This is a genomic window from Klebsiella sp. 10982, from assembly GCF_048589245.1.
Classification (GTDB): domain Bacteria; phylum Pseudomonadota; class Gammaproteobacteria; order Enterobacterales; family Enterobacteriaceae; genus Klebsiella; species Klebsiella quasivariicola.
Genome location: NZ_JBMAXV010000025.1, coordinates 1 through 11,793, shown reverse-complemented (window position 1 = coordinate 11,793; position 11,793 = coordinate 1). Strand labels below are relative to the sequence as shown.

Sequence of the window (11,793 nt, the reverse complement as noted above, 5' to 3'; positions counted from 1 at the left end):
AATGCGCGCCAGGCCATACGATCGTATGTGCAACAACAGAACATTAAATTAGAGGTAATCATGGCTATTGAACGTACTTTTTCCATCATCAAACCAAACGCGGTGGCAAAAAACGTTATTGGCAGCATCTTTTCCCGCTTTGAAGCTGCAGGGTTCAAAATCGTCGGCACCAAAATGCTGCACCTGACCGTTGAACAGGCTCGCGGTTTCTATGCTGAGCACGAAGGTCGCCCGTTCTTCGACGGTCTGGTTGAGTTCATGACCTCCGGCCCGATCGTGGTTTCCGTTCTGGAAGGCGAAAACGCGGTTCAGCGTCACCGTGACCTGCTGGGCGCCACCAACCCGGCAAACGCCCTGGCGGGTACCCTGCGCGCTGACTACGCTGACAGCTTCACCGAGAACGGCACCCACGGTTCCGACTCTGTAGAATCCGCTGCCCGCGAAATCGCGTTCTTCTTTGCTGAAGGCGAGGTTTGCCCGCGCACTCGCTAATCTCCTGCGTCTTTCACGCCACAGCATTGTTGGCTTCCTTCGCGCACCCCGGTCACATAGTTATCTATGCTCCCGGGGATTTGCGAACTCGCCGTCTCGCTGTGACCTGAAATACTTTGGAGATACAAACCTCGTCTTTTCGACCGTCGCGGCGTTGGCCTGACAATCGAAAAGCCTTAGAGGATTGAGCAGTCAGTAACAGATTTTTTTATCATTGACTGTGTGCAGGCATGGCTTCCATGCGCCAGAATTTGTAGAATATAGCGCCCCTGGACGAGCAGTCGCTCTCCGGGGCGTTTCTTTTTCAACCCACCTGGGGCCATAACGTGTAATAACGAGGCCGGAAAACATTATGTCTGAACAAATTGTCACGCCTGATACCGCCGCTCTGACGGTGCCGAACAAAGATGCCAAAATCAACCTGCTGGATTTAAACCGTCAGCAGATGCGCGAGTTTTTCAAAAACATGGGCGAGAAGCCTTTCCGCGCCGATCAGGTGATGAAATGGATGTATCACTACTGCTGCGACGACTTTGATGAAATGACCGACATCAACAAAGTCCTGCGCAGTAAACTGAAAGAAGTGGCGGAGATCCGCGCCCCGGAAGTGGTTGAAGAGCAACGCTCAACCGACGGGACCATTAAATGGGCGATCGCCGTTGGCGATCAGCGCGTCGAGACCGTCTATATCCCGGAAGAAGACCGTGCCACCCTGTGCGTCTCTTCACAGGTTGGCTGTGCGCTGGAGTGCAAATTCTGCTCCACCGCCCAGCAGGGCTTTAACCGCAACCTGCGGGTGTCTGAAATTATCGGCCAGGTCTGGCGTGCGGCGAAAATCGTCGGCGCGGTGAAGACCACCGGCGTGCGTCCGATCACCAACGTGGTGATGATGGGCATGGGCGAGCCGCTGTTGAACCTCAACAACGTCGTGCCGGCGATGGAAATCATGCTCGACGATTTCGGCTTTGGCCTCTCCAAACGTCGCGTGACCCTGTCGACTTCCGGCGTGGTGCCGGCGCTGGATAAGCTCGGCGATATGATCGACGTCGCGCTGGCGATCTCTCTGCACGCGCCGAACGACACCATTCGTGACGAAATCGTCCCGATCAATAAAAAGTACAACATCGAGACCTTCCTCAACTCAGTGCGCGGCTATATTTCGAAGTCCAATGCCAACCAGGGCCGGGTGACCATCGAGTACGTCATGCTGGATCACGTCAACGACGGTACCGAGCACGCCCACGAACTGGCGGCACTGCTGAAGGACACCCCGTGCAAGATCAACCTGATCCCATGGAATCCTTTCCCGGGCGCGCCGTATGGTCGCAGCTCCAACAGCCGCATCGACCGTTTCTCCAAAGTCCTGATGGAGTACGGCTTTACCACCATCGTGCGTAAAACCCGCGGCGACGATATCGATGCCGCTTGCGGCCAGCTGGCGGGCGACGTTATTGACCGGACCAAGCGTACGCTGCGTAAGCGGATGCAGGGCGAAGCGATTGACGTAAAAGCGGTCTGACAAATGATGACCCGTGCAACACAGGCGGCACGGGTCATATTTATGGCCAATAGCCAGGCGAAATACGCTGATTTGGTTAATAATTACGGTGCGTTTTTGTCGACTTTGAGGCAGTATGTAGCGGCACAACAACCGCTTAGCATTCAATTTTGATTCGTCTCTGTGATCGCGCGGCTGACAGTCCTATACTGTGAGGCTGACGTAGCACAGATGTCTCGCGGCGCCGGCTTTTTCCCGCGCTGAACTTTAAATTTCACGTACCAGTAGTTGTAGCGAATGAATACTGAAGCCACTCAAGATCATCAAGAAGCAAACACCACGGGCGCGCGTCTGCGTCACGCCCGCGAACAACTCGGACTTAGCCAGCAAGCGGTGGCAGAACGCTTATGCCTGAAGGTGTCCACGGTTCGTGATATTGAAGACGATAAGGCCCCCGCCGACCTCGCTTCAACCTTCCTGCGCGGGTACATCCGCTCCTACGCTCGCCTCGTACATATTCCTGAAGAAGAGCTGCTGCCGATGATGGCCAAGCAGGCGCCCATCCGCGCGGCAAAGGTTGCGCCAATGCAGAGCTTCTCTTTAGGCAAGCGTCGCAAAAAGCGCGACGGCTGGCTGATGAGCTTTACCTGGCTGGTGCTGTTTGTGGTTATCGGTCTGAGCGGCGCCTGGTGGTGGCAAGACCATAAGGCGCAGCAGGAAGAGATCTCTACCATGGCCGATCAGTCTTCCGCTGAGCTGAACGGCGGTGACGCCAACAGCCAGAACGTGCCGCTGGATACCAGCGCTCCGGCAGCCTCGACCACTGATAGCGCCGCGAACAGTGCGCCGACCGATACCGCCAGTGCCCCGACCACCAGCGCGCCGGCCCAGACACCAGTGGACAATAACGCTGTCGTGGCGCCTTCGCAGGCCAATGTCGATACCGCGGGGACGACGCCGGCAGCTCCGGCTACCACTCCGGCTTCGCCGTTGCCGACCGACCAGGCAAACGTGACGACGCCGGCGGCTGCGGCGCAGGATCTGGTGATGAACTTTTCCGCCGACTGCTGGCTGGAAGTGAGCGATGCCACCGGTAAAAAACTGTTCAGCGGCCTGCAGCGTAAAGGCGGCAACCTGAACCTGAGCGGTCAGGCGCCGTATAAACTGAAAATTGGCGCCCCGGCAGCGGTACAGATCCAGTTCCTCGGCAAGCCAGTCGATTTGAGTCGTTTTATCAGAACTAACCAGGTTGCGCGTCTGACCCTCAATGCCGAACAATCACCGGCGCAGTAACAGACGGGTAACGCGGGAGATTTTTCATGCATAACCAGGCTCCGATTCAACGTAGAAAATCTAAACGTATTTACGTTGGTAATGTGCCAATTGGCGATGGGGCTCCCATCGCCGTCCAGTCAATGACCAATACGCGCACCACCGATGTGGCGGCAACGGTAAATCAAATCAAAGCGTTAGAGCGCGTGGGCGCGGACATTGTCCGCGTCTCTGTTCCGACGATGGATGCCGCAGAGGCGTTCAAATTGATCAAACAGCAGGTTAACGTCCCGCTGGTCGCCGATATCCACTTTGACTATCGTATCGCGCTGAAAGTCGCGGAATACGGTGTCGACTGCCTGCGTATCAACCCGGGCAACATCGGCAACGAAGAGCGCATCCGCATGGTGGTGGACTGCGCACGCGATAAAAACATTCCGATCCGCATCGGCGTCAACGCCGGCTCGCTGGAAAAAGATCTGCAGGAAAAATACGGCGAGCCGACGCCGCAGGCGCTGCTCGAATCCGCCATGCGTCACGTCGATCATCTCGATCGTCTGAACTTCGATCAGTTTAAAGTCAGCGTAAAAGCCTCCGACGTTTTCCTGGCGGTGGAATCCTATCGTCTGCTGGCGAAACAGATCGATCAGCCGTTGCATCTCGGGATCACCGAAGCGGGTGGCGCCCGCAGCGGTGCGGTGAAGTCCGCGATCGGCCTGGGCCTGCTGTTATCCGAGGGGATCGGCGATACGCTGCGCGTCTCGCTGGCGGCGGATCCGGTAGAAGAGATTAAGGTCGGCTTCGATATCCTCAAATCTCTGCGTATTCGTTCCCGCGGCATTAACTTTATCGCCTGCCCAACCTGTTCACGCCAGGAGTTTGACGTTATCGGCACGGTGAACGCCCTGGAGCAGCGCCTGGAAGATATCATCACCCCGATGGATGTTTCGATCATCGGCTGTGTGGTAAACGGCCCGGGCGAAGCGCTGGTTTCAACCCTCGGCGTCACCGGCGGCAACAAGAAAAGCGGCCTGTATGAAGACGGCGTGCGTAAAGATCGCCTGGACAACGACGACATGATCGACCAGCTGGAAGCGCGGATCCGTGCCAAAGCCTCGATGCTCGATGAAGCCCGTCGGATTGACGTTCAACAGGTTGAAGCAAAATAACGTGTTGGGAAGCGATACGCTTCCCGTGTATGATTGAACCTGCGGGCGCAAGGCGCCGGGGTTCATTTTTGTATATATAAAGAGAATAAACGTGGCAAAGAACATTCAAGCCATCCGTGGCATGAACGATTATCTGCCGGGCGAAACCGCTCTCTGGCAGCGCATTGAAGGCTCACTGAAGCAGGTGCTCGGTAGCTACGGTTACAGCGAAATCCGTTTGCCGATTGTAGAGCAGACCCCGTTATTCAAACGCGCGATCGGCGAAGTGACCGACGTGGTTGAAAAAGAGATGTATACCTTCGAGGACCGCAACGGCGACAGCCTGACGCTGCGTCCGGAAGGGACGGCGGGCTGCGTACGTGCCGGCATCGAACATGGTCTGCTGTACAATCAAGAACAGCGTCTGTGGTACGTCGGGCCGATGTTCCGTCACGAGCGTCCGCAGAAAGGCCGTTACCGCCAGTTCCATCAGATCGGCGCCGAAGTGTTTGGCCTGCAGGGTCCGGATATTGACGCGGAGCTGATTATGCTGACCGCGCGCTGGTGGCGCGAACTGGGTATTTCCGATCACGTCAGCCTGGAGCTGAACTCCATCGGTTCGCTGGAAGCGCGCGCTAACTACCGCGACGCGCTGGTGGCATATCTGGAACAGTTCACCGATAAGCTGGATGAAGACAGCAAACGCCGGATGTACACCAATCCGCTGCGCGTACTGGACTCCAAGAATCCGGACGTACAGGCGCTGCTGAACGACGCGCCGGCGCTCGGCGACTACCTGGACGAAGAGTCGAAAACCCACTTTGCCGGCCTGTGCGCGCTGCTCGACGATGCCGGGATCCGCTACACCGTCAACCAGCGTCTGGTTCGCGGCCTCGACTACTATAACCGCACCGTGTTCGAGTGGGTGACCACCAGCCTTGGTTCCCAGGGCACCGTCTGCGCCGGCGGCCGTTACGACGGTCTGGTTGAGCAGCTTGGCGGTCGCGCAACGCCGGGCGTTGGCTTTGCTATGGGGTTAGAGCGCCTTGTTTTACTGGTCCAGGCAGTGAATCCGGAATTTAAAGCCGATCCTGTTGTCGATATATACCTGGTAGCCTCCGGGACCGATACTCAGTCTGCTGCAATGCGTCTGGCTGAGCAGGTTCGCGATGCGCTGCCCGGCGTGAAGCTGATGACCAACCACGGTGGCGGCAACTTTAAGAAGCAGTTTGCCCGCGCCGATAAATGGGGCGCCCGTATCGCCCTGGTGGTCGGTGAGTCAGAGATCGCTGACGGAAACGTGGTAGTGAAGGATTTACGCTCAGGTGAGCAAACTACCGTAACGCAGGAGAGCGTTGCCGCGCATTTGCGCACACTTCTGGGTTAATCTCCCGGGAATTATTAGTCAGGAGAAGGACTGCGTGGAAACTTTTAACAACGAGAACGATCAGGTCGATGCGCTGAAGCGCTTCTTTGCCGAAAATGGCAAAGCGCTGGCGGTCGGGGTGATTTTAGGGATTGGCGCGCTGGTTGGCTGGCGCTACTGGACCTCCCATCAGCAGGATACCGCCAGAGACGCGTCGCTGGCTTATGAAAAGGCGACTTCCGCGCTGAAATCGAATACGCCAGAAGTGCTGTCAGGGGCAGAGAAATTCGCGGCTGACAATAAAAATACCTACGGCGCCTTCGCCTCTCTCGAGCTGGCACAGCATTTTGTTGAGCAGAACGATCTGCCGAACGCTGAAAAGCAGCTGCAGCAGGGGCTGGCGGCCGCGTCTGATGATAACCTGAAATCGGTTATCAGCATGCGTCTTGCCCGCGTTCAGCTGCAGATGAAGCAGGCTGATGCGGCGCTGAAAACCCTCGACAGCATCAAAGGTGAAGGCTGGACCGCCATTGTGGCCGATTTGCGCGGCGAAATTCTGTTGAGCAAAGGCGATAAGCAAGGGGCCCGTGCGGCGTGGGAAGCTGGCGTGAAAAGCGATGCTTCTCCTGCGCTCAGCGAAATGATGCGTATGAAAATGAATAATTTGTCCATCTGAGAGGGACTCGATGCAATTGCGTAAATTACTTTTGCCAGGGCTGCTTTCCGTTACCTTGCTGAGCGGGTGTTCGCTGTTTAATAGCGAAGAAGATGTGGTGAAAATGTCACCGCTGCCGACGGTAGAAAATCAGTTTACGCCGTCCACGTCCTGGAGCACCTCTGTTGGCGATGGTATCGGCGAGTTTTACTCTAACCTGCATCCGGCTTTTGCTGACGGCGTGGTCTATGCTGCTGATCGTAAAGGCACCGTCAAAGCGTTGAACGCGGACGACGGTAAAGAAGTGTGGTCTGTGAACCTGGCCGAGAAAGATGGCTGGTTCTCGCGCACTCCTGCGCTGCTTTCCGGCGGGGTGACCGTCTCTGGCGGCCATGTTTATATTGGCAGTGAGAAAGCGCAGCTGTTTGCGTTGAATACCAGTGATGGTACTGTTGCCTGGCAAACCCGCGTCGCCGGCGAGGCGCTGTCGCGCCCGGTCGTCAGCGATGGCATGGTGCTGGTGCATACCAGCAATGGCCAGCTGCAGGCGCTGAATGAAACTGACGGTGCGGTAAAATGGACTGTTAACCTCGATATGCCAGCGCTCTCCCTGCGCGGCGAGTCTGCGCCGGCGACCGCTTATGGCGCGGCAATTGTCGGCGGCGACAACGGCCGCGTCAGTGCAGTATTGATGCAGCAGGGGCAGATGATTTGGCAGCAGCGTATTTCTACGGCCACCGGCCCGACGGAAATCGACCGCCTGAACGACGTCGACACGACGCCGATCATCGTCAACGGCGTGGTTTATGCGCTGGCTTATAACGGTAACCTGACCGCGCTGGATCTGCGTAGTGGCCAGATTATGTGGAAACGCGAGTTGGGTTCGGTGAATGATTTCATCGTCGATGGTAACCGTATCTACCTGGTTGACCAGAACGATCGTCTGCTGGCGCTGACCACCGATGGCGGTGTGACTCTGTGGACGCAAAGCGATCTCCTGCACCGCTTGCTGACCGCGCCGGTGTTGTATAATGGCAATCTGGTGGTCGGTGATAGCGAAGGCTACATGCACTGGGTGAATCCGGAAGATGGCCATTTTGTGGCACAGCAGAAAGTCGATAGTTCCGGCTTCCTGACCGATCCGGTGGTTGCCGATGGTCGACTGCTGATCCAGGCGAAAGACGGTACGCTGTACGCGATTACGCGTTAATTACCGCTGTCGTGAGTGATTAAGAAACGGCCCCTGGCAGACAGGGGCCGTTTTGACTTTTTTAAAAACGTCGTTAAGACGATGTTGCTTAGTGATTGTATGAGGCATTTAACATGATACCTGTGGTCGCGCTTGTCGGGCGCCCTAACGTTGGAAAATCCACGCTCTTTAACCGCCTGACGCGCACTCGTGATGCGCTGGTTGCGGATTTCCCGGGGCTGACTCGTGACCGTAAGTACGGTCGGGCCGAAGTCGAAGGCCGCGAATTCATCTGTATTGATACCGGTGGTATTGATGGTACGGAAGAGGGCGTGGAAACCCGGATGGCGGAGCAGTCGCTGCTGGCTATCGAAGAGGCCGATGTGGTGCTGTTTATGGTCGATGCGCGCGCTGGCCTGATGCCGGCGGATATCGCGATCGCAAAACACCTGCGCTCTCGCGAAAAGCCCACCTTCCTTGTCGCCAACAAAACTGACGGCATCGACGTCGACCAGGCGATGGCGGATTTCTGGTCGCTGGGGCTGGGCGATATCTATCCTATCGCCGCTTCGCACGGCCGCGGCGTGACCAGCCTGCTGGAGCAGGCCCTTCTGCCATGGGTGGACGAAATCAACCCGCAGGAAGAGGTGGACGAAGACGCCGAATACTGGGCGAAATTCGAAGCTGAGCAGAATGGCGAAGCGGAAGAAGAGCCGGAAGACGACTTCAATCCGCAGGATCTGCCTATCAAGCTGGCGATTGTCGGACGCCCCAATGTCGGTAAATCTACCCTCACCAACCGTATTCTCGGTGAGGATCGCGTGGTGGTCTACGATATGCCGGGCACGACCCGTGACAGCATTTATATCCCGATGCAGCGTGACGAGCGTGAATATGTGCTCATCGATACCGCCGGGGTACGCAAGCGCGGCAAAATTACTGACGTGGTGGAGAAATTCTCGGTCATCAAGACACTGCAGGCGATTGAAGACGCCAACGTCGTGCTGCTGGTAATCGATGCCCGTGAAGGGATTTCCGACCAGGATCTCTCCCTGCTGGGCTTTATTCTGAACAGCGGCCGTTCGCTGGTGATCGTCGTCAACAAGTGGGACGGCCTCAGTCAGGAAGTGAAAGAGCAGGTGAAGGAGACCCTCGACTATCGTCTGGGCTTTATCGACTTTGCCCGGGTGCACTTCATCTCCGCCCTGCACGGCAGCGGCGTCGGCAACCTGTTTGAATCGGTACGCGAAGCCTATGACAGCGCCACGCGCCGCGTAAGCACCGCGATGCTGACGCGGATCATGAACATGGCGGCGGAAGATCATCAGCCACCGCTGGTTCGCGGCCGTCGCGTGAAGCTGAAATATGCCCACGCCGGGGGCTACAACCCGCCTATCGTGGTGATCCACGGTAACCAGGTGAAGGATCTGCCGGATTCCTACAAGCGCTACCTGATGAACTACTTCCGTAAATCCCTGGACGTGATGGGTACGCCAATCCGGATCCAGTTCAAGGAAGGGGAAAACCCGTTCGCCAACAAGCGCAACACCCTGACGCCGAACCAGATGCGTAAACGTAAGCGCTTGATCAAGCACATCAAGAAAAGCAAATAAGCTATCAGGACGATTCACCCACCAGCACGAAACCCCAAAAGCCCGCATATGCCGGGCTTTTTTGTTATCAGGGGCTATCATAAAGACGCAACAAAGCGCATGATTGGCGTGTACACCCACGTGTACCCCATGAGATTTCTCTTTTGTTAGGTGTACAAATTCGATGTGTACCTGACGATTTAAGGGTGTACACCCGACTTATTCCAGGTATTCGCAAATGCCAAAACTCACAGACATGCAGATCCGCGCGTGGATAAAAAGCGGTGAAAGATTTGAAGGTCGCTCTGATGGTAACGGGCTTTACCTGTCTTATCGCGAGAACTATCAAACGCCCGTTTGGCGCTATCGCTATAAGCTGGCCGGTAAGTCACGCGCAATGATGATTGGGTCTTATACAGACCTTACACTTTCGAAAGCCAGAGAGACGGCGAAAGAGCTGTCCGCCCGAGTAGCGCTTGGCTATGACGTAGCCGCAGAGAAGCAGGAACGCAAAGCCGAGGCGATAGCGAAGATTGAGGCCGAGAAGAACGCCATTCATGTTTCAGAGCTTGCCGCTGAGTATTACGCCCGCCAGATAGAAACCTCTTACAAACATCCGGAGCTTTTCCGTAGCAGCCTGCAGAAGAATATCGTAGCTCTGATCGGGAAGATGAAAGTAGCGGACGTTCGCCCGCGGCACATTGATAGCGTCCTGCAGGATGTTTTAGAGCGCGGCTCACCCACAGTGGCTAATGATGTACTTCGAATGCTTAAACGCCTGTTTGATTACGCCGTCGTGCGCGGAATGATAGAGGTTAATCCGGCTATATCATTTGGTTCAAAAGACGCTGGCGGGAAAGAACAGGGGCGCAAACGCGCGTTAAGCCGTGATGAGTTGGTTATGTTCTTCAAGGCGCTACGGCGTGGCCGCGGAATCAGCAGAGAAAATGAGCTGACGTTCAAGATTATTCTGGCGCTTGGGGTGCGAAAAATGGAGTTGTGCGCCGCCGAATGGTCAGAGTTCGATCTTGATAATGAGGTATGGCATCTCCCTGGCTCGCGAGCAAAGAATGGCGATGACATCGATATCCCGCTGCCGGCACCGGTTATCGAGTGGATTAAGGAGATTCGACTTTTCGCCGGCGATAGCCGTTGGTTAATCCCAGCCAGGCGAGCCAGAACAACGGCGCATGTTAGTCGGGCCACGCTGAATATGGTCATGCCGTCCGTATTGAAAGAGATGGCTGACGTAGAGCCGTTCAGTATCCACGACCTGCGGCGCACCATGCGTACACAGATGGCCGCGATAGGCATTGACCCTGTTATAGCGGAACGCTGCCTTAACCACAAAATACCGGGTATAGAGGGCATCTATAACCGTCACCAGTATTTTGATGAGCGGAAAGCGGCGTTATCTCAGTGGGCCGATTTGCTGGTGGCTCTGGAGTCCGGCCAGGAATACAACGTTACACCGCTGAGAAAGGCTAAGTAACCAGAATTGACGAACTGACCGGAACTAGCTCGACGGGGCGAAAAGCGGCAAACCTTACCGCCTGTTCAGGTCATTTTTTAAGGGTGACGTTATAGGTGACGTTATGAGCCGCAAGCCAATTCCATTTAAAACAATGACGTTAGAGCAAGCTGCTAAGTTTTTAGAATGTGATGTTGATAATCTTTTCCAATGGTGGGAAGAGAGAGCGATTAAATTATGCATCGATTGTAAAGACCTGAGAGCCGAAATTATTTTTACTAATGACGAAAAGGATTTCGATCCTCTTAAGCTAGACGAAGTACCTTTCTGGCAAGATGAATACTCATCATTTATGCCAATCCGAGTCACTTTTGATGAGTTGGATGGTGTATTTAAAACTGAGGGAATAGTCAAAGGGCTTTTTATACCAAGCCAGCAAATTATTAACAACATCAAAAATGATGTCATTATAACAGACGATTTTCTTGCTGACCCCTTTAAGTCAACAGGGGACTTCCCTGTTACCATTAAAATTATCAAATATGGAGATTCACATGCTGGTGATTACAACTGTAAATATGTGCCAAAGATAAGACAAAGCCTGTTAAGGATTCACTCAGAAGACATCGAGGTAATTAGGGATATTCTTTATCCCTCCCCAATTCCCATCCCAGTTCCCACCTCCCTGCAAACACCTATGCCAGAAAGTCTAAGTGACTCGCGCAAAGTAGGCATGAAAACTGTCAATGCTATGGCTCTCTTTATCAAGCAATTAATTGCCATTAACTATGGAGACGATGTGGCTAACTCGCCACGAAAACATATTGATAACCCCAGAGGGGTAATAAAAAATTCTTTTGAGAATAAAGGCCTGACTCCACCATCTGGCAATGTTGTTGAGAAATGGTTAAAGAATTCGGATTTAGATTAATTTTTGTAATATTACAATATTACGATTTTCAGTGAGTAGCATACCCCTAACGCCGCATAGAGCGGCAATAACGAGTTAGGGGATTTATGGACACACACCAATCAACAACCCACGCTTTACCACAAACTGGTTACATTCGCCGCTATCGACTGGCTGACGCTCTAGGGGTTCACGTTGCC

Annotated in this window: 10 protein-coding genes; all 10 read left to right on the top strand. The window is 54.8% G+C overall.

Annotation, left to right across the window (positions count from 1 at the left end):
* Positions 1-60: 60 nt before the first annotated feature.
* The 10 genes from ndk to ACKLKD_RS17865 all read left to right on the top strand — a co-directional run bounded on the left by ndk (position 61) and on the right by ACKLKD_RS17865 (position 11,614).
* On the top strand, positions 61-492 hold the full coding sequence (gene ndk, locus ACKLKD_RS17910) for a nucleoside-diphosphate kinase (protein ID WP_004144312.1): 432 nt from the start codon (positions 61-63) through the stop codon (positions 490-492).
* Positions 493-844: 352 nt separating this feature from the next.
* Positions 845-2,011 (top strand): bifunctional tRNA (adenosine(37)-C2)-methyltransferase TrmG/ribosomal RNA large subunit methyltransferase RlmN, encoded by a 1,167-nt coding sequence (locus ACKLKD_RS17905; protein WP_002913894.1) that lies wholly within the window; start codon positions 845-847, stop codon positions 2,009-2,011.
* A 276-nt stretch (positions 2,012-2,287) separates the two neighbouring features.
* Entirely contained in the window at positions 2,288-3,283 is a 996-nt protein-coding gene (gene rodZ, locus ACKLKD_RS17900; RefSeq protein WP_025711696.1) for a cytoskeleton protein RodZ, read from the top strand.
* A gap of 26 nt (positions 3,284-3,309) precedes the next feature.
* Entirely contained in the window at positions 3,310-4,431 is a 1,122-nt protein-coding gene (ispG, locus tag ACKLKD_RS17895; RefSeq protein ID WP_025711697.1) for a flavodoxin-dependent (E)-4-hydroxy-3-methylbut-2-enyl-diphosphate synthase, read from the top strand.
* Between the two features lie 91 nt (positions 4,432-4,522).
* Positions 4,523-5,797 carry a histidine--tRNA ligase gene (gene hisS / locus ACKLKD_RS17890; RefSeq protein WP_012967446.1) on the top strand — a complete coding sequence of 425 codons (1,275 nt, stop codon included), beginning with the start codon at positions 4,523-4,525 and terminating at the stop codon, positions 5,795-5,797.
* Between the two features lie 34 nt (positions 5,798-5,831).
* Positions 5,832-6,452 carry a YfgM family protein gene (locus ACKLKD_RS17885; protein WP_002913890.1) on the top strand — a complete coding sequence of 207 codons (621 nt, stop codon included), beginning with the start codon at positions 5,832-5,834 and terminating at the stop codon, positions 6,450-6,452.
* 10 nt (positions 6,453-6,462) lie between these two features.
* Positions 6,463-7,641, top strand: a complete 1,179-nt coding sequence (gene bamB / locus ACKLKD_RS17880) for an outer membrane protein assembly factor BamB (RefSeq protein WP_025711698.1) — start codon at positions 6,463-6,465, stop codon at positions 7,639-7,641.
* 113 nt (positions 7,642-7,754) lie between these two features.
* Positions 7,755-9,233 (top strand): ribosome biogenesis GTPase Der, encoded by a 1,479-nt coding sequence (gene der / locus ACKLKD_RS17875; RefSeq protein WP_025711699.1) that lies wholly within the window; start codon positions 7,755-7,757, stop codon positions 9,231-9,233.
* A 217-nt stretch (positions 9,234-9,450) separates the two neighbouring features.
* Positions 9,451-10,704 (top strand): tyrosine-type recombinase/integrase, encoded by a 1,254-nt coding sequence (locus ACKLKD_RS17870; RefSeq protein WP_064175242.1) that lies wholly within the window; start codon positions 9,451-9,453, stop codon positions 10,702-10,704.
* Between the two features lie 103 nt (positions 10,705-10,807).
* Positions 10,808-11,614, top strand: coding sequence for a hypothetical protein (locus tag ACKLKD_RS17865; protein WP_087805510.1), 807 nt, complete (start codon positions 10,808-10,810; stop codon positions 11,612-11,614).
* The last annotated feature ends 179 nt before the right edge of the window (positions 11,615-11,793 follow it).

Bases quoted from the DNA above. Each gene is read 5' to 3' on its own strand.
- ACKLKD_RS17870 (WP_064175242.1), top strand. From the start codon at position 9,451: ATGCCAAAACTCACAGACATGCAGATCCGCGCGTGGATAAAAAGCGGT.
- bamB (WP_025711698.1), top strand. From the start codon at position 6,463: ATGCAATTGCGTAAATTACTTTTGCCAGGGCTGCTTTCCGTTACCTTG.
- ACKLKD_RS17905 (WP_002913894.1), top strand. From the start codon at position 845: ATGTCTGAACAAATTGTCACGCCTGATACCGCCGCTCTGACGGTGCCG.
- ndk (WP_004144312.1), top strand. From the start codon at position 61: ATGGCTATTGAACGTACTTTTTCCATCATCAAACCAAACGCGGTGGCA.
- ispG (WP_025711697.1), top strand. From the start codon at position 3,310: ATGCATAACCAGGCTCCGATTCAACGTAGAAAATCTAAACGTATTTAC.
- der (WP_025711699.1), top strand. From the start codon at position 7,755: ATGATACCTGTGGTCGCGCTTGTCGGGCGCCCTAACGTTGGAAAATCC.
- ACKLKD_RS17865 (WP_087805510.1), top strand. From the start codon at position 10,808: ATGAGCCGCAAGCCAATTCCATTTAAAACAATGACGTTAGAGCAAGCT.
- rodZ (WP_025711696.1), top strand. From the start codon at position 2,288: ATGAATACTGAAGCCACTCAAGATCATCAAGAAGCAAACACCACGGGC.